Origin of the sequence: Paracoccus sp. MC1862 (genome assembly GCF_016617715.1) — a bacterium.
GTDB lineage: Bacteria > Pseudomonadota > Alphaproteobacteria > Rhodobacterales > Rhodobacteraceae > Paracoccus.
This window is the reverse complement of the sequence record NZ_CP067225.1, coordinates 2,057,094-2,080,156: the sequence shown is the minus strand read 5'-3', so window position 1 is coordinate 2,080,156 and position 23,063 is coordinate 2,057,094. Positions and strand designations below refer to the sequence as shown.

The 23,063-nt window shown below is 66.2% G+C and carries 29 protein-coding genes; 23 read left to right on the top strand and 6 right to left on the bottom strand.

The window, feature by feature from the left end; translation table 11 throughout:
* The 13 genes from JGR78_RS10295 to JGR78_RS10235 all read left to right on the top strand — a co-directional run bounded on the left by JGR78_RS10295 (position 1) and on the right by JGR78_RS10235 (position 9,817).
* On the top strand, positions 1–465 hold the full coding sequence (locus JGR78_RS10295) for a hypothetical protein (protein ID WP_182804619.1): 465 nt from the start codon (positions 1–3) through the stop codon (positions 463–465).
* Entirely contained in the window at positions 465–776 is a 312-nt protein-coding gene (locus tag JGR78_RS10290) for a head-tail connector protein (protein WP_234450950.1), read from the top strand. Before JGR78_RS10295 ends, JGR78_RS10290 begins: the two co-directional genes overlap by 1 nt.
* Complete coding sequence (locus JGR78_RS10285; protein WP_182804711.1) at positions 776–1,195, top strand: HK97-gp10 family putative phage morphogenesis protein; 420 nt, start codon at positions 776–778, stop codon at positions 1,193–1,195. The genes JGR78_RS10290 and JGR78_RS10285 overlap by 1 nt, the downstream gene beginning before the upstream one ends.
* On the top strand, positions 1,195–1,605 hold the full coding sequence (locus tag JGR78_RS10280; RefSeq protein WP_182804615.1) for a DUF3168 domain-containing protein: 411 nt from the start codon (positions 1,195–1,197) through the stop codon (positions 1,603–1,605). The genes JGR78_RS10285 and JGR78_RS10280 overlap by 1 nt, the downstream gene beginning before the upstream one ends.
* On the top strand, positions 1,602–1,919 hold the full coding sequence (locus JGR78_RS10275) for a phage head closure protein (RefSeq protein ID WP_182804613.1): 318 nt from the start codon (positions 1,602–1,604) through the stop codon (positions 1,917–1,919). The genes JGR78_RS10280 and JGR78_RS10275 overlap by 4 nt, the downstream gene beginning before the upstream one ends.
* A complete protein-coding gene (locus JGR78_RS10270; RefSeq protein ID WP_182804611.1) occupies positions 1,916–2,305 on the top strand; it encodes a phage terminase small subunit P27 family in 390 nt (129 codons plus the stop codon). Before JGR78_RS10275 ends, JGR78_RS10270 begins: the two co-directional genes overlap by 4 nt.
* Positions 2,306–2,315: 10 nt before the next feature.
* The gene (locus tag JGR78_RS10265) at positions 2,316–4,055 is read left to right on the top strand and encodes a terminase large subunit (RefSeq protein WP_182804608.1); all 1,740 of its coding nucleotides are present in this window, start codon (positions 2,316–2,318) and stop codon (positions 4,053–4,055) included.
* A 9-nt stretch (positions 4,056–4,064) separates the two neighbouring features.
* A complete protein-coding gene (locus JGR78_RS10260) occupies positions 4,065–6,560 on the top strand; it encodes a hypothetical protein (protein ID WP_182804606.1) in 2,496 nt (831 codons plus the stop codon).
* Positions 6,560–6,913, top strand: coding sequence for a hypothetical protein (locus JGR78_RS10255; RefSeq protein ID WP_182804604.1), 354 nt, complete (start codon positions 6,560–6,562; stop codon positions 6,911–6,913). Before JGR78_RS10260 ends, JGR78_RS10255 begins: the two co-directional genes overlap by 1 nt.
* A 316-nt stretch (positions 6,914–7,229) precedes the next feature.
* Positions 7,230–7,613 carry a transposase gene (locus JGR78_RS10250; protein WP_200559294.1) on the top strand — a complete coding sequence of 128 codons (384 nt, stop codon included), beginning with the start codon at positions 7,230–7,232 and terminating at the stop codon, positions 7,611–7,613.
* Positions 7,610–7,966 carry an IS66 family insertion sequence element accessory protein TnpB gene (tnpB, locus tag JGR78_RS10245; RefSeq protein ID WP_200559292.1) on the top strand — a complete coding sequence of 119 codons (357 nt, stop codon included), beginning with the start codon at positions 7,610–7,612 and terminating at the stop codon, positions 7,964–7,966. The genes JGR78_RS10250 and tnpB overlap by 4 nt, the downstream gene beginning before the upstream one ends.
* A gap of 67 nt (positions 7,967–8,033) precedes the next feature.
* Positions 8,034–9,602: an IS66 family transposase gene (locus JGR78_RS10240; RefSeq protein ID WP_182806247.1), complete on the top strand. Its 1,569-nt coding sequence runs from the start codon at positions 8,034–8,036 to the stop codon at positions 9,600–9,602.
* Positions 9,566–9,817: a Rha family transcriptional regulator gene (locus JGR78_RS10235; RefSeq protein ID WP_182804999.1), complete on the top strand. Its 252-nt coding sequence runs from the start codon at positions 9,566–9,568 to the stop codon at positions 9,815–9,817. The genes JGR78_RS10240 and JGR78_RS10235 overlap by 37 nt, the downstream gene beginning before the upstream one ends.
* A gap of 28 nt (positions 9,818–9,845) precedes the next feature.
* On the opposite strand, the gene JGR78_RS10230 is transcribed toward JGR78_RS10235, so the two are convergent.
* Positions 9,846–10,139, bottom strand: coding sequence for an Arc family DNA-binding protein (locus JGR78_RS10230; protein ID WP_182805001.1), 294 nt, complete (start codon positions 10,137–10,139; stop codon positions 9,846–9,848).
* 101 nt (positions 10,140–10,240) lie between these two features.
* Between JGR78_RS10230 and JGR78_RS10225 the strand changes: the two genes are divergently transcribed.
* From JGR78_RS10225 to serB, 7 genes are all read left to right on the top strand, one after another.
* Positions 10,241–10,393, top strand: coding sequence for an Arc family DNA-binding protein (locus tag JGR78_RS10225; protein ID WP_182805003.1), 153 nt, complete (start codon positions 10,241–10,243; stop codon positions 10,391–10,393).
* Positions 10,394–10,406: 13 nt separating this feature from the next.
* Positions 10,407–10,613 (top strand): hypothetical protein, encoded by a 207-nt coding sequence (locus JGR78_RS10220; protein WP_200559290.1) that lies wholly within the window; start codon positions 10,407–10,409, stop codon positions 10,611–10,613.
* On the top strand, positions 10,613–10,822 hold the full coding sequence (locus tag JGR78_RS10215; RefSeq protein ID WP_182805007.1) for a hypothetical protein: 210 nt from the start codon (positions 10,613–10,615) through the stop codon (positions 10,820–10,822). Before JGR78_RS10220 ends, JGR78_RS10215 begins: the two co-directional genes overlap by 1 nt.
* Complete coding sequence (locus JGR78_RS10210; RefSeq protein WP_182805009.1) at positions 10,819–11,160, top strand: hypothetical protein; 342 nt, start codon at positions 10,819–10,821, stop codon at positions 11,158–11,160. Before JGR78_RS10215 ends, JGR78_RS10210 begins: the two co-directional genes overlap by 4 nt.
* A gap of 94 nt (positions 11,161–11,254) precedes the next feature.
* Positions 11,255–11,779, top strand: coding sequence for a hypothetical protein (locus JGR78_RS10205; protein ID WP_200559288.1), 525 nt, complete (start codon positions 11,255–11,257; stop codon positions 11,777–11,779).
* Between the two features lie 419 nt (positions 11,780–12,198).
* Positions 12,199–13,227, top strand: coding sequence for a site-specific integrase (locus JGR78_RS10200; protein ID WP_182805013.1), 1,029 nt, complete (start codon positions 12,199–12,201; stop codon positions 13,225–13,227).
* A 131-nt stretch (positions 13,228–13,358) separates the two neighbouring features.
* Complete coding sequence (gene serB, locus JGR78_RS10195) at positions 13,359–14,240, top strand: phosphoserine phosphatase SerB (protein ID WP_182805015.1); 882 nt, start codon at positions 13,359–13,361, stop codon at positions 14,238–14,240.
* Positions 14,241–14,318: 78 nt separating this feature from the next.
* Here the strand turns inward: serB and JGR78_RS10190 are convergent, their stop codons facing one another.
* The 4 genes from JGR78_RS10190 to dnaK form a co-directional block, all read right to left on the bottom strand.
* Positions 14,319–15,332 (bottom strand): nitronate monooxygenase family protein, encoded by a 1,014-nt coding sequence (locus JGR78_RS10190; RefSeq protein WP_182805017.1) that lies wholly within the window; start codon positions 15,330–15,332, stop codon positions 14,319–14,321.
* Positions 15,333–15,591: 259 nt separating this feature from the next.
* Positions 15,592–16,383: a DNA repair protein RadC gene (gene radC / locus JGR78_RS10185; protein WP_182805020.1), complete on the bottom strand. Its 792-nt coding sequence runs from the start codon at positions 16,381–16,383 to the stop codon at positions 15,592–15,594.
* 46 nt (positions 16,384–16,429) lie between these two features.
* Complete coding sequence (dnaJ, locus tag JGR78_RS10180; RefSeq protein ID WP_182805022.1) at positions 16,430–17,575, bottom strand: molecular chaperone DnaJ; 1,146 nt, start codon at positions 17,573–17,575, stop codon at positions 16,430–16,432.
* A 95-nt stretch (positions 17,576–17,670) separates the two neighbouring features.
* Positions 17,671–19,581 carry a molecular chaperone DnaK gene (gene dnaK, locus JGR78_RS10175; RefSeq protein ID WP_182790719.1) on the bottom strand — a complete coding sequence of 637 codons (1,911 nt, stop codon included), beginning with the start codon at positions 19,579–19,581 and terminating at the stop codon, positions 17,671–17,673.
* Positions 19,582–19,743: 162 nt separating this feature from the next.
* Between dnaK and JGR78_RS10170 the strand changes: the two genes are divergently transcribed.
* Positions 19,744–20,394, top strand: coding sequence for an alpha-ketoglutarate-dependent dioxygenase AlkB (locus tag JGR78_RS10170; protein ID WP_182805024.1), 651 nt, complete (start codon positions 19,744–19,746; stop codon positions 20,392–20,394).
* Here the strand turns inward: JGR78_RS10170 and JGR78_RS10165 are convergent.
* Positions 20,391–21,212, bottom strand: a complete 822-nt coding sequence (locus JGR78_RS10165; protein WP_182790717.1) for an ABC transporter permease — start codon at positions 21,210–21,212, stop codon at positions 20,391–20,393. The two genes, JGR78_RS10170 and JGR78_RS10165, sit on opposite strands and share 4 nt — an antisense overlap.
* A 158-nt stretch (positions 21,213–21,370) precedes the next feature.
* Between JGR78_RS10165 and cysQ the strand changes: the two genes are divergently transcribed.
* Entirely contained in the window at positions 21,371–22,171 is an 801-nt protein-coding gene (gene cysQ, locus JGR78_RS10160; RefSeq protein WP_182805026.1) for a 3'(2'),5'-bisphosphate nucleotidase CysQ, read from the top strand.
* A 4-nt stretch (positions 22,172–22,175) separates the two neighbouring features.
* On the top strand, positions 22,176–22,976 hold the full coding sequence (locus tag JGR78_RS10155) for a 3-deoxy-manno-octulosonate cytidylyltransferase (RefSeq protein ID WP_182805028.1): 801 nt from the start codon (positions 22,176–22,178) through the stop codon (positions 22,974–22,976).
* Positions 22,977–23,063: the final 87 nt, after the last annotated feature.

The following is a 23,063-nucleotide window of genomic DNA, read 5'->3' as shown; positions in this document are numbered from 1 at the left end:
ATGCTGTATTCGACCTCAGGCTCAAGGCTGTTCATCGCGAATGCCCCGGTCGAAGAGTCCGGGACGTTTCCTGCGTCGGGCTGGGTGCAGATCGGCGAGATCGAGGCCCTCGGTATGCTCGGGGTCGAATGGGACGTGGATTCTGGCAACCCGGTTGGGGAGTGGGACTCGAATGGCATGCCGGTCGAGTATTCCCTCAAGACAGGCATGCGGCGCCCCGAGATGCCCCTTGTCATGGGGAATGACCCCACAGATGCAGGGCAACTGCTGCTGTGGACGGCGGCCCGTTCGCAGGCAAGCTATCCCTTCCGCCTGGTGTTCCCCGATGGAACCACGACCCGCGCGTGGTTCGCCCTGGTGATCCGCATCGGCGAGGTCTTCGACACCGCCAACAGCGTGATGAAGCTGCAGGTCGACCTCAAGCCAACCTCGGACATCTCCAGAAACGGGGTAATCCTGACATGATGACCGTGGCAGACCTGCAAGAATTGATGGCCCAGGCCGGCCTCACCGGAGATGCCCCCAGCAGCGACCTCCTGCTTCTGCAGCAGAAGGGAGACGCGGCCCAGAACCACATCGAACGCCTTCTCGGCTACAGGATCGACGCCATGTTCGGCGGCCCTGGCCTGCCGCCGGTGCCCGAGGCGCTGAAGGAAGCCGTCCTGCAACTGGCCTGCTGGTGGTTCGAGAACCGCGAGGCCGCGGCCGACCGCGAGCGCCACCTGCCTTTCGGGGTCAAGGACATCGTCAACGAATACCGCGGGTGGACCTTCTGATGTCGGACGGCGGCCTCAAGAGCTTTCAGAAGCGGATGCGGGCGATCCCGCAGGCCGCGCGCAATGCCGTGCAGCCGGCCCTGGTGAAGTCCGCCGAGGAAATCGCCGCCCTGCAGCGCGCTATGGCGCCCGACGATCCGAAGACCTCGGCGCCGGACCTGAAATCCTCGATCGCCGTCACCGGACCGGGGCAGACGACGCCGCCCTATTCGCAGCCCGGCGGCTCGATGGTGGTCCCCGAGAACATGGCCGCGATCACCGCCGGCAACACCGACGTGCGCTATCCGCACCTGCAGGAATACGGGACCACCTTTCACGCCGCGCAGCCCTTCTTCTGGCCGGGCTTCCGCCTGGGCCGCAAGCGCGCCCTCGACCGGATCAAGCGATCCATCGGCAAGGCCATCAGGGAGGCGAAGTGATGGAGCTTGAGGTCCAGAAGGCCCTGCGCGGCCGCTTCACGACCACCGCCGCCCTGATGGCGCTGGTGCCCGCTCAGAACGTGCTGGACAGCAACCAGCGGCCCGCCCCGGTGCCCTCGATCATCCTCGGCGAAAGCCAGTCGGTGGACGAGGGAACGAGCCTGCGCCGCGCCCATGTCCGGGTCTTTCACACCGTCCATGTCTGGAAGCGCGAGCCCTCGCTTGAGGGGGTAAAGGCCATCGGCGACCAGATCAGGCGCGCCATCGGCTTCGGACGCCTGGTGGTGGCCTCGCCGCTCCATTGCGCCGACGTGCGGGTCTCCTCGATGCGCTACCTGCGCGACCCTGACGGCGAGCATTCGCACGGGGTCATCACCATCGAGGCCCTGATCACGGAGGACCTGTCATGAGGGCCGGCCGTCTGACCGAACTGATCCGCATCGAGCGCGCGACCGAGAGCCTGAACGAATATGGCACGCCCTCGACGACCTGGGCGCGCGTGGCGGAGGTCCGGGCCGAGCTGGTGCAGCAATCCACGACCGAGTTCATCCGCAACTTCGGCGCCACCGACGAGGAGTTGGTGATCTTCCGCGCCCGCTTCGTCGAGGGGGTCTCCAACGCCGACCGGGTAATCTGGAAGGGCGAGGCCTTCAACATCAAGCAGGTTGCCCCCATCGGCCGGCGGGAGGGGCTGGAACTGCGCTGCGTGAGGACCCCGGAATGAAGGGCGCCAAGCCAGCACTGCAGGTGGGAGGGGGCGATCTGACCGATGCGCTGCCGCCGCCGCGCTGGCTGGCGGCCGAGGCCAAGGCGGAATGGAAGCGCGTCATGCCGGTGCTGACCGAGCGGCGCATCCTGACCGATGCCGACCTGGGCGGGCTTGAGAACTACTGCGTCTGCATCGGCCGCGCCCGACAGATGGAGAAGGCCATCCAGAAGGAGGCCGACCCCGAGATGATGCTGAAGCTCATCCGCGTGCAGGACAAGGCGATGGCCTCGGCCCGCCAGCTTGCCGCCGAACTCGGCCTCACGCCGGTTTCCCGCTCGCGTCCTGCGATCCGCGAGGACGATGACCGCGACGATACCGCCAACCCGCTGGACGTGGGGTGAAGGTATGGGGATGACGCCCATACCTTCGGGGTTTTTCCCCAAACCGGGAAATACCGGATTGGTCCCCGGATCGGGGGAGCAAAGGCACAACGATCGCCGTGATACCTTCCCCGAATGGATCTATGACAACAGCGAGATCCCCGATCCCTTCGGGCATGGCGAGCGCGCCGTGCGCTTCCTGCGCGCCCTGCGGCATCCGAAATCCATCCTGCCGAACCGTGCCTTCCAGCTCGACCCCTGGCAGGAGCGGATCGTGCGCCGCATCTACGGCCCGCGCCACGACGACGGCACCCGCATCGTCAACACCGTGGCCCTGCTGTTGCCGAGGGGCAACCGCAAGACCTCCCTCTCGGCCGCGCTGGCGCTGCTGCACACGATCGGCCCGGAACGGCGCCCCGGGGGCGAGGCGATCTTCGCCGCGGCTGACCGCAAGCAGGCCGGCATCGGCTTTCGCGAGGCCGCAGGCATCATCCGCGAGGACAAGCGGCTGGTCTCCCAAGTCGGCATCTATGACGCCCATAACGCTCCCAAGAAGCTCCTTTACCGCAGGGAAGCCTCCTACCTGGAGGTGATCTCGGGGGATGGCGGACCCCAGCACGGCCGGACGCCGGGCTTCGTGCTGGCCGACGAAATCCACATCTGGAAGGGCCGCGACCTCTGGGAAGCCCTGACCACCGGCCTTGAGAAGATCGACGACAGCCTGCTGGTTGTCGCATCCACCGCGGGCCGGGGGCAGGACAACCTCGCCTGGGAGTTCTTCGAGGACGCCCGCAACATCGCGCGGGGCAAGGTCGACGACCCTTCCATCCTGCCGATCCTGTTCGAGGCCGACCGGCGCGACGATTGGGAGGACGAGGCTCTGTGGCACCGGGTGAACCCCGGCCTGCAGCATGGCTATCCGAGCCTCGGGGGCTTCCGCCGCCACGCCAGGCGCTCGCAGCGCAGCGTGGGCGACCGGCAGTCCTTCAAGCAACTGAAGCTCAACATCTGGCTCGACGCCTCAACCGACCCCTTCGTCGACATGGACATCTATGACGCAGGGGGGAAAGACTTCGATCTTGAGGCCCTCAAGGACGAGCCCTGCTGGCTGGGGGTGGACCTGTCCTCGACGGTCGACCTTTCCGTGATCGTGGCCTGCTGGCGGGTGGCCGAGGGCTACTTCGTCAGGCCCTGGTTCTTCTGCCCGCAGGAGGCCCTGGACGCCACCTCGGGCGACAGCCCCCTCGACGACGAGGACGGCATCAGCAGCCGCGAGGCGCAGTCCGGCGCCCCCTATGAGGCGTGGCACGAGGAAGGCCTGATCACCGCCACCTCAGGCGCAGTGATCGACTATGCCGAGATCGAGGGCCGCATCATCGAACTCTGCGAGGAGTTCAACGTCCAGGAGATCGCCTTCGACCCGCACATGGCGCGGCAGGTGCAGCCGAAGATCCTCGAGGCCGGCCTGCCGGCCGTGGACTTCCGGCAGGTGCCCTCGCTGATGATGCCGGCGGTCCTCGAACTGGAGCGCGCCCTTCTCGGCGGCGAGTTCTTCCACGGCGGGCACCCGGTTCTGCGGCACTGCTTCGCCAACGTCGTGGTGAAGCGCAACGACCACGGCCACGTCGTGAAGTTCACCAAGCCCAAGCGCTGGCTGTCGATCGACGGCGCCGTCGCGGCCGCCATGGCCGTGGCCCGGGCAAGCGCCAACGAGAACACCATGACCACCAAGGCGGGGTGGTTCACCGAAGACCTTTGGCAGCCCGTATAGGAGGGCAGGATGAACGCAAGCGTAGGAGCCGACGAACGGCTGGTGGTGATGCTGGAGGCGCGCGTGAGCGAGTTCGAGAAGCGCATGCGCCAGGCCGAGCAGCGCGGAACCCGGACCTATGACGGGCTGCGGCGGGGCTCGCGATCCGCCACCCGCGACATGGAGCGCGACATGAACCGGGCGGCCGCCTCGATGCGGCAGTCGGTGGCGAGCATCTCCGGTTCCATCGGCTCGCTCGGCCGGGCCATGGCGGGCGGCTTCCTCGGCGGGCTGGCGATCGGCGGCCTCTCGGAGATCGTCAGCAGTTCCCGGCAGGTGGTGCAGGGGCTGGCCAACATTGGCAACGAGGCCAGGCGCGCGGGCCTCTCGGCGCAGGCCTTCCAGGAATGGGCCTTCGTCGCCGATACCAACCGGATCAGCGTCGACGCCCTGGTCGATGGCTTCAAGGAACTGAGCCTCAGGGCCGACGAGTTCATCGCCACCGGCGTGGGACCGGCTGCGGAAGCCTTCGGGCGGCTCGGCTATCGGGCCGAAGACCTCAAGCGCAAGCTGAAAGACCCGTCCGCGCTCATGCTGGAGATCATGGAGCGGCTGGAGGGCATGGACAAGGCGGCCCAGATCAGGATCGCCGACGAGATCTTCGGGGGCACTGGCGGCGAGCGCTTCGTGGAGATGCTGGGCCAGGGCGAAGGCGCGCTCAGGGACACCATCGCCCGCGCCCATGAAGCCGGGGCGGTGCTGGACGACGAGTTGATCCAGAAGGCTGACGAACTCGACCGGCGCTTCCGCGAGCTTCAGACCACGGCCGGCAACTTCTTCAAGCGGGTGATTGTCGGCGCGGCCGACGTGACCGCCGAACTGGCCGACACTCGGGCCCGGCTCGACGAGATATTCAGCAGCGAGGCCGAGGGGCGCATGCTTCTCGGCGACGACACCTATGACGCCCTGCGTGAGAACCGCGACCTGGTCGACGAGAACCGGGTCGCGATGGAAGACCTCGAAGCGATCCACCAGCAGCTTGCCGAGACCGCCACGGCCACGGCGGCCGAACTACGGGGCGCCATCGGGCTTCTGGACAGCTGGGGTTATGACGGGGCCGCCGACGCCCTGCGCATCGCCGCGGCCGAGATGGACGCCCTGTCGACCGCCTTCCAGGACGGCGAGATCACCGGCGACGAGTTCGCGGCCAAGCTGGTGGAGGTCCAGGGCGCGGCCGAGGATGCCTTTGCGGAACTGGAGGCCGGGGACCGGGTGCAGTTCACCGGCGTCATGTCGCAGCTCACCCGCCTCGGCGGGGTGATCAGCAGCGTCACCGCCCTCGCAGGACAGCTCAGGGCGGCATTGTCAGCGGCGGCGGGCACATCCCCTTCGCAAGTCTCGACACAGGCCCTGAGGGACCGCCACGCGGCCGAGCAGGCGAGCATGGAAAGCGCCCGCGCCTTGGCCGAGGCGAACGACCGCTTCACCGACAGCGAGACCGCCCGCAACAGCGCCACCCGCGAGCAGCTGGCCCTCGAACGCGAGATGGCTTCCGTCCGCCAGCGTGCCAAGGAGACCGGCGCCACCCTGACCGATGCCGAGGTGCGGGGCTTCGCGGAAGCCGCCATTGCGGGCGAGGCAGGCCGTGCAGCGGCCGGGGCCGCGGGACGAGGTGGTGGTGGTGGTGGCGGATCGGGCCGAGGCGGCGGACGAGCTTCGCGAGAGCGGCAGAGCGGCTTCGACCGGGATGTCGAAAGGATTCGGGAACGGATCGACGCCTACCAGATCGAGGCGGCGGTCCTGACGGCGGCGGCCCTCAGCGGCGAGACCTACGGCGACGTGATGGCCTATGCGGGCGAGAAGGCGAAGCTGCTGGCCGAGGCGCAGAAGGAAGGCCGGGAGATCACGCCGCAACTGGAGGCCCAGATCGACGGTCTCGCCCGGGCCTATGCCGAGGCCGGACAGAGTGCCGAGGACGCGGCCGAACGGCTGGAGAAGGTGCAGGAGGCGGGCGAGCGGGGCGCAGAAGCCGTGTCAGGCATCTTCACCGCGGCGCTTCAGGGCGCAGACGCCGCCAAGCAGGCGGTGGCCGGTCTCCTCGACCAGATCGCCGAGGCGATGATGAACCGGGCCTTCTCAGGACTCGCAGCCAGCGGTGGCGCTGCGGGCGGGTTCTTCGCGGGACTCGGCTCGCTCCTCGGCTTCGCAGGCGGCGGCTTCACCGGCAGCGGCGGCAAGCATGAGCCCGCCGGCATCGTCCACCGCGGCGAGTATGTGATGAGCGCCGAGGCCGTGAAGAGGATCGGGGTGCGCAACCTTGATGCAATTCACAAAGGCTCATCGGCTCAGGGCGGTAGTGGCGGGGGCAGCGTGACCGTCAACGCTACCATCGACCTGCGCGGCACCACGGGCGACCGAGCGCTTGATGAGAAGATCCGTGCCGGCGCGGCTCATGCCGTCGCGCAAGCGAACCGGGCGATGCCTTCGCGCGTGGCCGAGATCAACCGAGATCCTTTGAGGCGATAATGGATAGACTGCAGAACCAACTCTGCGCGGCGGTGAAGGCGGCCCTGGCTGGTGGGAAGGTCCGCCCGCCCGAAGCCGGCATCGAACTCTGGAAGGCCTTCCAGCGCCTCTCCGCGACCCGCACCTATCACCCGGCTGGGCCGAACCCGATCCAGCCTTCCGAGATCGCCGCCTGGTGCCAGCTGATGCGGATGCCACTGGAGCCCCGCCACGTCGAGATCATCCTCGCGATGGATGGCGCCTGGCTGGATCAGGCCTATGCGCGGGACCGGACACCTGACGGGGTGAAGACATTGCCGCCGATCTCGCAACAGCCTCTCACGGTCGCGCTGCTGGACGCGGTGATGGGGTGACGAGACAGGGCCGGGATGCGCCCTGCGGGTTTGTTCAGCCGCGAAGCATCCGGGATCAGACGGTGAGTGCCCGGGCAGTGTCATGCCCATAAACCCCGTCACGGCGCGGCCCTTCCACCTCCTGGGGGCGTGGCGCAGGGTGTCATGCCGAAAGCAGGGGCAGCCAACGCGGCACGTGCAAGGTAAGCGCGAGGCCGACGCCCTCCTGCCATTGCTGATCTGAACCGGCCATTCTCCGCGTATGCGGGTGGTGGAGGAGACCGATTTGGCAAGAGACGGCAAATTGGGCGTCTGTTTGGACGGCTCATCCGGTGGCTTGGTTTCCCGACTGGATGTGATCGAGGGGCCAAGCGGACGGCGGCAGCGCACCGAGGCGGAGCGGGCGCGGATTGCGGCTGAAAGCCTGATCTCGGGTATGCGGGTGGCGGAACTCGCCCGCAGGCACGGCACCACGCGTTGGCAGATCTACAATTGGCGCAAGAAGCTGCGGACGGGACAGTTGGTGGTGCCCGAGAGCATGGCGGGCCTGCCGATGTTTGCGGAACTGGTGGTCGAGGGCGGCGCGGCGGTTGTGCCGCAGGCCGAGGCCGCGTCCGAGTTGGAGATCGTCGTCGGCGATGTCGTGATCCGCGCCGGTGCTGACGCCAATGAGGGCCAGCTGACGCGGGCGATCCGCGCGGCTCGGGCGGCAATGTCATGATGCTCGGCCAGGGCGGACCCGTGAAGGTCTTCGTGGCGATGCGGCCGGTGGACTTCCGCAAGGGGATCGATGGCCTGGCGCTGGCGGTGCAGGAGATGTTCGGGCTCGACCCGTTCTGCGGGGCGATCTTTGTGTTCCGATCGAAACGCGCCGACCGGATCAAGCTGCTGGCCTGGGATCAGACCGGGATGGTGCTGGTTCACAAGCGGCTGGAGGGCGGGAAATTCGTCTGGCCGCAGGTGCGGGACGGGGTGATGCGGATGTCCTCCGCGCAACTCGCCGCCTTGTTCGAGGGGCTGGACTGGCGACTGGTCCGGCCGGAGCGGGCGCGTCGTCCGCTGGCAGCAGGGTGAGCGTGATGGTGCGGGAAAGCCCTGTTTTTACTGGTCATATACCGCGCTCCATGATTCACTTCACCCCATGGATGCTGCCGCTCTCGCCCGCGAAAACGCCCTGCTGAAGGCTCGCCTTGCCGAGGTTGAGGCGGTGCTCACCGAGGTGCAGGAGGCCAATCGCCGGCTGGAAGACATCGTGCGCACGGCGCAACGCGAGAAGTTCGGCAAAAGCTCCGAGAAGCTGTCGCCCGACCAGTTCAACCTGCCGCTGGAAGATGCCGAACTGGCCCAGGGCGTGCTCGAGGCGGCACAGGAAAAGGCGGAGGCCGCCCTGAGGGCTGCCAAGGGCACGCATGCGCCCCGCAAGCCCCGGCGCAACCGGGGGCATCTGCCGCCGCATCTGCCGCGGGTCGAGCGGGTGGTCGAGCCTGCCAGCATCCTGTGCCCCTGCGGCTGCGGCGAGATGGCCCGGATCGGCGAGGACGTGTCCGAGCGACTGGACGTCATCCCGGCCCGGTTCCGGGTGCTGGTGACGCGGCGCCCGAAATACGCCTGCCGGCGCTGCTCGCAGGGCATGGCGCAAGCCCATGCCCCCGAGCATGTCGTGCCCGGCGGGTTGCCCACGGAGCAGCTCATCGCCTGGATCATGGTCTCGAAGTTCGGCGACCATCTGCCGTTCTATCGCCAAGCCGGGATCTTCAAGCGGCAGGGCATCGATCTTGACCGCGGGACGCTCGGCAACTGGGTTGGCCGTGCCTGCTTCCACCTGCTGCCGATCATCCGGCACATGCAGGCCCATCTGCGCCGGGCCGATCGCATCTTCGTCGACGAGACCCGCGCGCCGGTGCTGGATCCGGGGCGCAAAACCACGAAGAGCGGCTATTTCTGGGCCGTGGTGTCCGATGATCGCGGCCATGGCGGTGTCGGTCCGCCCATCGTGCTGTTCCATTACGCCCCCGGTCGGGGCAAGGAGCATCCGCTGAACTTCCTCGCCGGGTATCGGGGCCGGTTCCTGCAATGCGATGCCTACCAGGCCTACAACGCGATGACCGAGATCGCGCGCGACAATGGTCCCTGGCGGCTGGTCTACTGCTGGACCCATGTCCGCCGCCGCTTCGTGAAACGCTTCGAGAGCGACCGCTCGCCCATCGCCGAGGAGATGTTGCGCCAGATCGCGCTGCTCTATCAGGTCGAGAAGACCGTGCGCGGCAAGGATGCGGCTGCGCGTCTCGCTGCAAGGCGCGAACATGCGGCCCCCATCATCGCCGCGCTCAAACCTTGGCTGGAGATGCAGCTGCCGCGCATCCCGCAGAAATCCCAAATGGCCGAGGACATCCGCTACGCCCTCGCGCACTGGCCCGGCCTGATCCGCTTCCTCGACGACGGCACACTCGAACTCGACACCAACCCGGTCGAGAACCAGATCCGCCCGATCGCACTTACGAGAAAAAACGCGCTATTTGCCGGCAATGAGGTCGGTGCAGAGAACTGGGCCATGCTCGCCTCGCTGGTCGCAACCTGCAAGATGTCCGGCGTGAACCCGGTCGACTACATCGCCGACACCCTTCGCGCCATCCTCGACGGTCACCCAAAAAGCGCCATCGAGGACCTCATGCCTTGGCGCATCAACCAGCCGTCAAGCATCGCCGCATAGGGCAACGATCTCGCGCTTACCGTGCAAGTGCCACCGCCCGCGACATCCGCAATCTGATCGACGCAAACCCGGAGTGGGGTGTGTCCAATTTTGGACAGACCCCCTATGTCGATGCTCAGAACGGGCAGACCTACCAAATGTATGAGATGACCCGCGACGGTTACTCGATGCTGGTCATGGGCTTCATCGGCAACCTGTCCGCTCGTTCCGGATAAGGGACATGGGAGTTAGGGGCTGGCTGAGCTAGGTTCTGCGGCGGCGGATGAGCCGCTTTGTCTCTTCGGCGAGGAGTGCCAGCAGCCTCTTGTTTTCATCTGATGTGTTTGGGTCGGCGAGTATTTTTGCCAGGAGAGCATCTGCCTTGGCAATTTCCTCCTCAATGAGGACGGGCCGCGGATACTTCTCTTCCAGCGTTGCCACGATCTCGGCGTTCATGCTGCGGTTGTTAGCCTCAGCCGCAGCCTTGATCCGGTCCCGCATCCCCTCCGGCAGACGGACCATGAACTGGTCTGCTCCCCTTCCAGCTTTCCCGCTCATAGTGCCACCCCGCAAACTTCCATGATAGCACTGTGCGAATAGTGCTTGACGAGCAATCCTATCACGGTGCTATATAGAATCACGGTGCTATGGAGATCCGCATGGCTGAGATGAAGCAAGTCCCTGTCCGCTTCCCTGCCGACGTAAAGGCGTGGCTGATGGAGCAGGCGGCGCGTAACGGATCGTCACAGAACAGCGAAGTCATCCGCGCCGTCCGCGAGCGGATGGACCGAGAAGTCCAACCTCAAACCTGAGAGGAACCGACTGATGCAGTCGAAAGAACGCCCCGGGGCGAACGACCCCGTCATGCCTCTCGCCGAGCGAGCCTTGATCGCAGAGAACCTGCGCCTCGCCCTGGACGAGATCGAAACCGGCGCCGGTGACTTCGCCAGCGTCTTCAACGCGGTGGCCTTCCAACGGGAAGCCATCCGCACGGCGCATCGTCGCCTGGACCGCCTGCGGGAGACTGTCTGATGAGTCCGGAACTCAAGAAGCACCTGCAGAAGCAGCAGGCCACCGCCCTGATGGTGATGACCTTGGGCGAAGCCATCGAGACGCTGATCAGCAACAACCTCGGGCATCACCAGGTGGTCGCCAACCTCTCGTCGTCGCTGGTCGGACTGGCGGCAGAACTGAACACCGCACTCGACTCGGTGAACCTCAACAAGGTGGACGTAGCATGAACCGCCGCGCTCTTCTGAAAGCCGCGCCTGCGCTCGCCTTGGTCGGGGCTGTGCCGGCGGTGGCAGCACCTGCAGACAGCTTGGAGATGGCCGCTCTCTACGAACGGTGGTCCGCGGCGAAGGAGGCCTACAACAAGTTCGATGGACTTGACGAGGCGAAGGACGCCGAACTCGAAAGCGCGATTAGCCTCGTTGAAGACGAGATTCTGGCGATCCAGCCCCAGACCGTCAAAGACTATGCGTTCAAGGTGCTTGTCTTGAATGACTTCGCCGGCTTCGACGGTTTGCCGTGGGGCGACGCCATGCTGGCCGAAGCGCGAACCCTGATCGGCGCCTGATGCGAGGGCGGGTCGTCATGAAGGGAGTTTTACTCTTTTCAATTGACGGCCCACATGAAAAGAGTAAAACTCCAATCAACATAGGAGTTTGATCATGCGCCTTCCAGGATATCTTCACACCGTTGCTGCCATTGCTGGCATTTCCCCTGAGTCCATGGCGGTGCGCGACCGCGAACTGGTGCGTGCCGGCCTGCGCGAGAGCACTCGTGGCAAGCGCAGCGATGTGCCCACGCTCGCTGAACACCTGATGGTGATCTTTGCCGGGCTGTCGGATGCGGCGACTTCCCGCATCGCCGCCGATGTGAGCGACTGGATGAACCTGCCTCTGCGCGACTCGCCCTTTCCGCTGCCCGAAGGACGCCTGATTGATCTGCTGCCTGTAGTCATTCGGCAGATAGCAAGCAGAGAAATCGATGCCCCAAGGCCCGAGTTGATCGTCAACTATGCCCGCCGCGAAGTCACCTTTGTCGTCGGGAAAGAACAAAGCGTTTGGTTCTCCCACAATGCCCCCCTCAGTATCCAGGGCGCAGAGCGCATTGCCTTGCTCAACCCGCGCGTGGTTGCACGGATCGTCGCTTTCTATCGGGAAGTCATCGCGCCGAATGAGGCCGCCGACTGATGGGCCTCTCCGCTGCCCTCGGCAACACATGACCCGGGAGCGATCCGGCGCCACCCTGTCGCTCTCCGGTCAACCCGCAAGGCCGATCCTGTGGACAACCCCGAACAACGCTCTTCGGCTTTTCACGACCTCCTCCGACACTACCCGTATCGAGGAGGCTGAGCGGCACATGAAAAATCCGGATTTTCGATTTTCAGGCTTTCAGGCTCTTCTCGATCAGCAAGGGAAACCACGGACTATCTGATGCAGACGAACTCGATCCTTCCGCCGCATGTGCTGCCTGCCGATCTGGCAGCGCACTTCGGCGTGTCGGAGCGCACGGTTCGCTCGAAGCTCAGGGCCATCGGCGCCTATGCGACCCTTGGCAACAAGATGCTCGTGTTCCCGCAGCACGTCGAAATGCTCACGGAGGCCATGACATGCCCCTCACGATCTACAAGCGCGGAAAAATCTGGCACCTGCGAGGCACCGTTGCGGGGCGCCTCATTCGAGAAACTACAGAAACGTCTGACCGAAAGACGGCCGAACGGATCAAGGCGGAAGTCGAAAGCCGCGCCTGGCAACGTCGTCTCGATGGACCGGGGGCGGGGCTGACGATGGCCGAGGTCTTCCATGCCTATCTCGATGCCGACAAGTCCGACCGTTTCCTGCTGAAGCTTGCCCAGCACTGGAAAGATACCCCTGTTGCAGAGGTCTACCCGGAGACGATCCGCAGGGCCGCCAAGCTGATCTATCCCGAGGCCAATGAGCCGACGTGGAACCGCCAGGTCATCAAGCCCACGCAAGCCGCGATCAACTATGCCGCGGGGCTCGGCTGGTGTCCCCGTATCTCGGTGAAACGCTACACCGAGGATCCCGAGATCAAGACGCCCGCGACCATCGCGTGGGTCCGCGCTTTCCATACCCAGGCACTCGTGGATGGCCTGCCTCACCTCGGCGCCCTCTGCATGTTCATGTTCGGCACGGCCGCGCGGGTAGGGGAGTCCTGCCGCATGACGTGGGGTGACGTGGATCTGAGCCTCGGAACGGCGAAGCTCTATCTCTTCAAGCCGACCCCGTGGAACCGGGTCGCACACCTGCAGCCTGAACTGGTTGCCGCGATGGCGAACCTGCCGACGAACCGGAAAACCGACGAGCTGGTGTTCGACTACACCGGCCGGGGCAGCCTCAGGGGCGCATGGAACAACGTCTGCAAGCGGGCGGACATCGAGCGTCTGACCCCGCACTGCTGCCGTCACGGCTTCGCCACCTCGATGCTGCAGGCGGGCTATGACGTGAAGACCGTCGCCGAGCGAGGCGGCTGGAAGGACGCGGCAACCGTGCTGCGGACCTATGCCCACGCGATCAAGGATCGCAGTGTCACCAACGTGCTCTTTGACACACCAGCGGCACAAGAAGCCGAAAAGAAAATTCCAAGTATCAGAAAGATAAGGAGAAAAAAGGCATGAACGCCGCCCCTCGTTGGGAGGGGTGTCCCACCGTAAGGACTACGCCTCGACTCACGGACGCGCAAGTCCGGGCATGCTGGCAGGCGGCGAAAATACTGCGTAAGTCCGGGCCGACCATCGAAGGGGCCGCCATGTACACCATCAGCATTCTCGCCTCGCCAGCGCGCGCCGATCTTGACGACGACACGATCGTGGCGCTGCAGAGGCGCTGGGACGGGGGCCATGCAATCTGGCTAGACCACGGGACCGCGGCCGAGTTCGCGGTCGAGGCCCCGCCTGCCGAGTTCGACGAGGTCTGGGCGCAGCTTGACGGGCGCGGCTTCGACCTGGCAGTGCAGCCGGCGGCGGCGCGGCGCAAGGCGGTGCTGCTGGCCGACATGGATTCGACCATGATCGGACAGGAATGCATCGACGAGCTGGCCGACATGGCGGGCGTCGGCCCCCGGGTCGCCGCCATCACCGCCCGCGCGATGAACGGAGAGCTGAACTTCCATGAATCTCTGGTCGAGCGCGTGGCGCTGCTGGAGGGGCTGCCCGATTCGGTCATCGCGCAGGTGCTCGAAACCCGCATCTCGCTGGCGGCCGGAGGCCCCACGCTGGTCGCCACGATGAAGGCGAACGGCGCCTGGACGGCGCTGGTGTCGGGCGGGTTCACCGACTTCACCGGCCCGCTGGCGGACCGGATCGGCTTTGACGAGCAGCGCGCGAATGTGCTGCTGTCGGACGACCGCGGGCGGCTCAGCGGGCGGGTGGCGCTGCCGATCCTCGGGCGCGAGGCCAAGGCCGAGGCCCTGCAGGAGATCACCGCCGCGCGTGGCCTGACAGTTGCGGATGCGATCGCGGTGGGCGACGGGGCCAACGATCTGGGGATGTTGCAACTCGCCGGAACGGGCGTCGCATTGCGCGCCAAGCCCGTGGTCGCCGCGCAGGCCCCGATCCGCATCAACCACGGCGACCTGACGGCGCTGCTGTATCTGCAGGGCTATGGGCGCGACGAGTTCGTGGCGGGCTGAGGCCGGAGCACAGCCAAGTACCGGCCGGTGACGGCGGCGCAGGCTTATTACCACGAGTCCCGGCGGTCCCGGTTCAAATCACGGTGCCAGTGCGGCTACGGTATCCGCCGCCGGTCTCGCGACCGCCCGGGCGCAGCCGGTGCCGGCCCAATGCGCGCCGTAGTTCGTGGTTCCCTGCGCCCGCGCCGCCGCGTCCAGCGCCTTTCCCGCCGCATAGGTTGCCGGATAGCCGGGGCTTTCCGCATCGGGAATCGCGGAAAACGCGTTCGCGCAGCATCGCGCCGGCCGTCCCGAGATCGCCCTGGTCATCACCGTCTCTCCAGCGTCCAGCGCCGCGCGGTGGGCCTGCGACGTCGCCGCCTCGGGTGCCCGCAGGAAGGCCGTGCCGCATTGCACCGCCACCACCCCGGCGCCCAGTGCCGCAAGGGTATCGGCCCGGTCCATGATCTCACCGGCCGCGATCACCGGCAAGCCCAGCGGCGCGATCCGGCGGACCAGTGCCAGCGTGTCCAGCCGCTCATCGGGACCGTCCGGGTCGAAGATCCCGCGGTGGCCACCCGCCTGCCAGCCCTGCGCCACGACCATATCCAGCCCGGCTTCGCGGATAAGCCCGGCTTCGCGGGCGCTGGTGGCGGTCGCGCCCAGAAGGCAGCCGCGCTGGCGCAGGGCGGCGATCTGCTCGGGCCGCGGCAGGCCGAAATGGAAGGTGACAACAGCGGGCTGGCCGGTCAGCACCGAGTCCAGCAATTCGTCGCTTTCCAGAAGGCTTGGATAGCGGGGCACCAGCGTGGCCGGAGGCGTGGCGCCGAAGCGCTGGAAATGCGGCGCGAGCCGAGCGAGCCAGCGCGCCTCGGCCGCGAGGTCGCGGGGCTGCGGCTGGTGGCAGAAAAGGTTCACGCCGAAGGGCCGCGAGGTCAGCCCGTGCGTCCGGGCGATGGCCTCGGCCGCTTCATCGCCGGTCATGGCCGCAAGCCCGAGGCTGCCGAGCCCTCCCGCATTGCTGACCGCGGCCGCCAGCGCCGGCGTAGACACTCCGGCCATGGGTGCCTGGATCACCGGCACCCGCATTTCCAGTTGCGCCACAATGTCCATGTCGCCCCCGCAAGTCCTTTGTGCCGCATCATGCGAGCGATTCATCCGCTGTCCAGTCCCGCGCGGCGAGAACGAGGTTCGGCCCCGCCGTTCAGGGCACCTGCAGGCCATCCCTGGAGGGCAAGGTCCACTGTTCCGGCTTCGCGGCTCTGCCGCCCCCCTGAAACGCGCCGATCGGAGATCCGACATTCTGGCGCACCTGACATGACCCCAGGCTGCCCCTTCGGGACTTCCCGCCGTGGCGCCCCCGTCAGGGCCTTCAGGGCGCCAGAAGCCCGGTGCTGCGGAAGCTCAACTCGCGGCTTTTCCCGATGATGAGATGGTCGTGGACGGTGATCCCCATTGTTGCCGCTGCCGCCACGATCTGGCGGGTCATGTCGATGTCGGCAGCACTTGGGGTCGGGTCGCCCGAGGGGTGATTGTGAACCAGGATCATGGCGCTGGCGTTCAGTTCCAGCGCCCGGCGGACTATCTCGCGCGGATAGACGGGCACATGATCCACCGTGCCGCGCGCCTGTTCGTCGTCGGCGATCAGCACATTCTTGCGGTCAAGGTAAAGCACCCGGAACTGCTCGATCCTGCCATGGGCCATGGTTGTGTGGCAATAATCCAGCAGCGCGTCCCAACTGGTCAGCACCGGGCGGTTGATGACCTTCGACCGGGCAAGCCGCTGGGCTGCGGCCTCGATGATCTTCAACTCGGTGACAATGGCAGGGCCGACGCCCTCGACCTGCGTCAGTTGCGCCGGATCGGCCGACAGCACCCGGTTGAAATCGCCGAAACGGTCCAGCAGCCGCCGCGCCACCGGCTTCATGTCCTGTCGCGGCACGGCGCGGAACAGGATCAGTTCCAGCAGTTCATATTCCGGCATCGCCATGGCGCCACCCTGCATGAAGCGGTCGCGCAGCCGGGCGCGATGGTCGGCGATATAGCTGGGCAGACGGGCCTTCATCCCCGCCCGCGCGTTCGGCGCGGCGATGCAATCATCCTCGGCGGGAACGAAGCCTGAAAGCGGGGCCGGAGCTTCCTGAAAGGCATGATTCTTGCTCATGCCCCCCAGATTGTCCCAGTGGGGTTAAGATGCGGTTAATGTCTGATCAGGTGCCCAGACCTTCCCAGAAGCCTTTGATCTTGGAAAAGAAGCTGTCCGTCTGCGGATGGTTGTCGGCGGCGATGCCTTCGAACTCACGCAGCAGTTCCTTTTGCCGGGCGGTCAGGTTCACCGGGGTCTCGACGACCAGTTCGATCACCATGTCGCCCGGCTCGCCGTTCAGGCCCGCGCCGTGGCGCAAGGGCGGCATCCCCTTGCCGCGCAGGCGCATCTGCCGGCCGGTCTGGCTACCCGCCGGCACCTTGACGCGCGAGCGGCCGCCGTCGATCGTCGGCACCTCGACCTCGCCCCCCAGCGCGGCAGTGGCCATGCCGACCGGCACCTGACAGGCGAGCGTACGGCCGTCGCGGATGAAGATCGGATGCTCGCGCACCTCGACGAAGATATAAAGGTCGCCCGAAGGACCGCCCCGAACGCCGGCTTCACCTTCGCCCGCCAGACGGATGCGGGTGCCGGATTCGACGCCCGCCGGGATCACCACCGACAGGCTGCGGTCCTGTGCCACGCGGCCCGCGCCCGCGCAGGACTTGCAGGGGTTCTTGACGATCTGGCCGTTGCCGCTGCAGGTCGGGCAGGTGCGCTCGACAGTGAAAAAGCCTTGGCTCGCCCGGACCTTGCCCATGCCGGAACAGGTGGGGCAGGAGGTCGGCTCGACCGCGCCCTCGGCGCCGGTGCCGTTGCACGATCCGCAAGCGACGGCGCCCGGAACGGTGATGGTCCTCTCGATGCCGCGGAAAGCCTCCTCCAGCGTCACCCGCAGGTCATAGCGCAGGTCCTGTCCACGGGACGGACGGGTCCGGCCGCCGGAACGGGCGCCCACGAACTCGCCGAACAGGTCCTCGAAGACATCCGCGAAGGCCGCGCCGAAATCGCCCTGCGGGGCGCGGCCGTTGCCGAAGCCGCCGCCCTCGAAGGCCGCATGGCCGAAGCGGTCATAGGCCGCCTTGCGCTGGGGATCCTTGAGACATTCGTAGGCCTCGTTGACCTCCTTGAAGTCGGTTTCCGAGACCTTGCAGTCCGGGTTCAAGTCCGGGTGCAGCGCCTTGGCCTTGTTGCGGTAGGCCCGCTTGATCTCGTCGGCCGATGCGCCGCGAGCGATCCCCAGAATGTCGTAGTAGTCGCGCTTTGCCATGGTCGTCCGTCAACCTTGGACCGTCGCGAGGGCCGGTCCTTCATGAAAAGACCGGCCCGCGGGGTGGCGCGGGCCGGTCGCTTGCCTCACCGCGCTTACTTGCGCTTGTTTTCGCCGAGATCCTCGAAATCGGCGTCGACAATGTCGTCGTCCAGGTCGCGGGGCGCGTCGGCATCCCGCCCCTGGGGCTCATCGGACTGGCTGGACTTGTAGATCGCCTCGCCCAGCTTCATCGAGGCGTCCATCAGGTTCTGGATGCCACCCTTGATCTTGCCGACGTCCTCGGACTTGAGCGCCTCTTCCAGCGCGTTCACCGCCAGTTCGATCGCCTCGACGGTCGAGCTGTCCACCTTGTCCCCGTGTTCGTCCAGCGACTTGCGGGTCGAGTGCAGCAGGCTTTCGGCCTGGTTCCGGGTCTCGACCAGTTCGCGGCGGCCCTTGTCGGCCTCGGCATTGGCCTCGGCGTCCTTGACCATCTTGTCGATATCCTCGTCGGACAGCCCGCCCGAGGCTTGGATCGTGATGTTCTGGGTCTTGCCGGTGCCCTTGTCCTTGGCGGAAACCGAGACGATGCCGTTGGCGTCGATGTCGAAGGTCACCTCGATCTGCGGCATCCCGCGCGGCGCGGGGGGAATATCCTCAAGGTTGAACTGGCCCAGCAGTTTGTTGTCCGAGGCCATCTCGCGCTCGCCCTGGAAGACCCGGATCGTCACCGCGTTCTGATTGTCCTCGGCGGTCGAGAAGGTCTGCGACTTCTTGGTGGGAATGGTGGTGTTGCGGTCGATCAGCCGGGTGAAGACACCACCCAGCGTCTCGATGCCAAGGCTCAGCGGCGTCACGTCCAGCAGCACGACGTCCTTGACGTCACCCTGCAGCACGCCGGCCTGGATGGCCGCGCCCAGCGCCACCACCTCGTCGGGGTTGACGCCCTTGTGGGGTTCCTTGCCGAAGAACGAGGTCACTTCCTCGATCACTTTGGGCATTCGGGTCATGCCGCCGACCAGCACCACCTCATCGATGTCGCCTTTCGCCAGCCCGGCATCCTTCAGCGCGGCCTGACAGGGCTTCAGCGTCGCCTTGATCAGGTCGCCCACCAGTGATTCCAGCTTGGCGCGGGTCAGCTTGACGACCATGTGCAGCGGTGTGCCCGAGTTCTTGTCCATCGAGATGAACGGCTGGTTGATCTCGGTCTGGCTGGACGACGACAGTTCGATCTTGGCCTTCTCGGCGGCTTCCTTCAGCCGCTGCAGCGCCATCTTGTCGCGGGTCAGGTCGACGCCGTGTTCCTTCTTGAACTCGTCGGCGAGGTAATTGACGATCCGCATGTCGAAGTCCTCGCCGCCGAGGAACGTGTCCCCGTTGGTCGATTTCACCTCGAAGAGGCCATCGTCGATTTCCAGGATGGTGATGTCGAAGGTGCCGCCGCCGAGGTCATAGACCGCGATCGTCCGGCTTTCCTTCTTGTCCAGCCCGTAGGCCAGCGCGGCGGCGGTCGGTTCGTTGATGATCCGCAGGACTTCCAGGCCCGCGATCTTGCCCGCGTCCTTGGTCGCCTGACGCTGGGCGTCGTTGAAATAGGCCGGCACGGTGATGACCGCCTGATCGACCTTCTCGCCCAGATAGGATTCGGCGGTTTCCTTCATCTTCTGAAGGATCATCGCGCTGATCTGCGAGGGGGAATATTTCTCGTCCCGGACCTGCACCCAGGCATCGCCGTTGCCGCCGTCCACGATCTTGTAGGGGACGAGGTTGCGGTCCTTTTCGACCTCGGCATCGCCCACGCGGCGGCCGATCAGCCGCTTGACGGCGAAGATGGTGTTTTCCGGGTTTGTGACGGCCTGGCGCTTGGCCGGCTGGCCGACGAGCCGTTCGCTTTCGGTGAAGGCGACGATCGAGGGGGTCGTGCGCGCACCCTCTGCGTTTTCGATCACACGCGGCTGGCTGCCGTCCATGATGGCGACGCAGCTGTTGGTGGTCCCTAGGTCGATCCCGATGACTTTGGCCATGCGTTTTTACCTTTCTTGAGGCGATGGTGCGGGGTGCGGGTCCGTACGCGGCCCCCGCGCCCCTATCCCTTGGTGGAGTTCTTTCCGGGCCTGAACCCGGGTGGTTCGATGGCTATATAAGGCGGCGTTCAAGGCGTGCAAGCGCCGCCACCCGAGGATTTCATGACGATTGCAGAGAGTTCGCCGAATGCCGCAGAAAGCGCCGCGCCGCTCGTGGTTCGGGGCTTTGCCATCCACAGGGGCTTTCTGGATGCGCCTGCGCAGGCCGCCCTGATGGCCGCAGTCGGGCGCATCTGGACCGAGGCCCCGCCGCTGCGACCGGTGACGCGCTGGGGTAAGCCCCTGTCGGTCGCGATGACCTCGGCCGGCGCCCTGGGCTGGACCACCGACCGGCGCGGCTATCGCTATGAGCCGGCGCAGCCCGATGGTCGTCCCTGGCCGCCGATCCCACCCATGCTGCTGGACCTGTGGCAACGTGTGACAGGCGTGCCGGTGCTACCCGACAGTTGCCTCGTGAACCTCTACCGCGACGGCGCGCGGATGGGGCTGCACCAGGACCGCGACGAGGCGGAACTGCATTGGCCCGTGGTCTCGGTCAGCCTGGGCGACGAGGCCCTGTTCCGCATCGGCAACCTGGAACGCGGCGGGGCGACCGAAAGCCTCTGGCTGCAATCGGGCGACGTGGTGGTGATGGCGGGCGCGGCGCGGCTGACGCATCACGGCATCGACCGCATCCGTCCGGGCAGTTCTGCGCTGGTGCCTGGCGGCGGCCGCGTCAACCTGACGCTGCGGGTGGTCGCGCCGACCGCTTAGCGCGCCGCGTTCCAGCTGAGCGAGATGGCGTTGCGGGTCACGAACTCGGCCATCAGCCCGATCATCAGCGCGGTCAGGGTGAAGTAGAACGGATAGCTCAGGTTCGAATTGTGGGGCGTGTAGTTGATGAAGACGAAGCCCCGGTTCTGGTCGATCAGGTGGAACAGCGGGTTCCAGTCGAACAGGTTCAGCATGAAGGTCGGCATCATGTTGGCGACAAACATCTTGCCCGAGGCGATCATGTTCACCCGCCGGATGATCCGCGACAGCATCGGCCCGATCTCGGGCAACCAGGTGGTGATGGACAGCAGGATCAGCCCGATGGTCCCGCCTGAGAACCAGGCGAAGATCATCATCCCCAGCGCACCGCGCCAGTTCTCGATCTCGATCGGTTGCCACAGCACATGGTAAAGCCCCACCAGCACCAGGGCCGACAGCACGTTGTTGTAAAGCGCCGCCAGTGCCGCCCCGCACATCGAGATGGCGGTGTTCATCGGTCCGTGCTTCAGCATGGCGCTGGTGGACTTGCCTGCGGTCGCGACCTTGGCCAGGCATTGATTGAAGGCCATGAACAGGAAAATCCCGCTCATGATGAACAGCATGAAATCGCCCCGCAACGGCGCCGAGCGGACGCCAATGACGACATACATCAGGAAGAAGGCGAGGATCATGATCGATGCCTGCAGCATCGTCAGCAGCAGCCCGACAATGGCGTTGCGGTGCGTCTGCCGCAGGTTCTGGACCGTCTGGTGATAGATCAGCGCCGCCGTCGTGAAGACCGCGCCGCCCATGCTGCGGGTTTTGCGCTGGACGAACATGGACCGGCCCCCTTCGGCTTGGCGGCCGCCGGGGGCGACCTGAAAGCGGACCCGAGCGCCATCGCTTGCTCATCGTCCGAGAGCCGATCATAAGTCGCAGAAAGCCGCCATTCAACCGCGCAGGCTCGCTGCCCTGGGCGCCTGACAAGGAAATATCCATGCAATTCGACCGACTGACGTTCGAGATGCGCCGCCTTGCCCTCGCCGCGGGCGCCCGGATCATGGAAATCTACGAAGGCCCCGACTTTGCCGTGCGGTCCAAGACCGACGCCTCGCCGGTGACCGAGGCCGACGAGGCCGCGGACGCGCTGATCTCCGAAGGGCTGCGCGCAGCCTTCCCCGACATCCCGCTTGTGACCGAGGAACAGGTCGAGACCCATGGCCAGTCCCTGACCAGCTTCCTGATCGTCGATCCGCTGGACGGCACCAAGGAGTTCGTGCAGCGGCGCGGCGACTTCACCGTCAACATCGCCTTCGTGCAGGACGGCGTGCCGGTGCGTGGTGTTGTCTATGCCCCGGCCAAGGGGCGGCTGTTCTACACCGCAGCCGACGGCGGCTCGGTCGAGGAAAACGGCCCCTTCGGACCCGAGCCGGGCGCGATCCGCCCCATCGGCGTCAATGCCACGCCCGACAACCGCGGGCTGATGGTGGTGGCCTCGAAATCCCACCGCGATCAGGCAACGGACGACTATATCGCGCAATACGGCGTGCGCGACATGACCTCGGCGGGGTCCTCGCTCAAGTTCTGCCTGGTGGCGACCGGAGAGGCCGATCTGTATCCTCGTCTCGGGCGCACCATGGAATGGGATACGGCAGCGGGCGATGCGGTGCTGCGCGGCGCGGGGGGCGAGGTCGTGCGCTTCGACGACCACACGCCCCTGACCTATGGCAAGCCCGGCTTCGAAAACCCCTTCTTCATCGCCTACGCGCCGGGCGTCCTGCTGCACCCGAGGGGCTGAGGGCATGTCTGTCGTCATCGTAATCCCCGCCCGCTTCGCCTCGACCCGCTATCCGGGCAAGCCGTTGGTCGAACTGCGCGGGGCTGAGGGGCAGACCCGGTCCTTGATTCGCCGCAGTTGGGAGGCCGCACGAGCAGTGAAGGGCGTTTCGCGGGTCATTGTCGCGACGGACGACAGCCGGATCGCCGATCATGCCGCGGACTTCGGGGCCGAGGTGGCGATGACCTCGCCGGACTGCCGCAACGGAACCGAACGCTGCGCCGAGGTGCTGGCGGGCTTGCCCAAAACCCCCGAGATGATCGTCAACCTGCAGGGCGACGCGCCGCTGACGCCGGCCTGGTTTGTCGAGGATCTGATCGCCGGCCTGCGCGCCCGGCCTGGTGCCGAAGTGGCGACGCCGGTCCTGAACTGCTCGGGCGCGATGCGCGCCGACCTGCTGGCCGACCGCGCCGCGGGCCGGGTGGGGGGCACAACGGCGGTCTTCGGCACCGACAACCGTGCGCTCTATTTCTCGAAGGAAGTCATCCCCTTCGTCCCCCATGAGGTCCCCCTGAGCGCGCCGAGCCCGGTGTTCCACCATGTTGGCGTCTACGCCTATCGGCCGGACGCGCTGACCGCCTATGCAAGCTGGCCCGAGGGGCGGCTTGAACGGCTGGAAGGACTGGAACAGTTGCGCTTCCTGGAACACGGCCGCCCGGTTCTCTGCATCGAGGTGCAGGCGCAGGGCCGCGAGTTCTGGGAACTGAACAATCCCGAGGACGTTCCCCGGATCGAATCGATGATGCGCCGGATGGGGATGGCCTGACCATTTCCCGCCGAAATGCTGTCTGTTTCGGCAGAACTCCGCGGCATTTGCGTCATTTGGTCATACGATAACTTCAAGACGACTTGC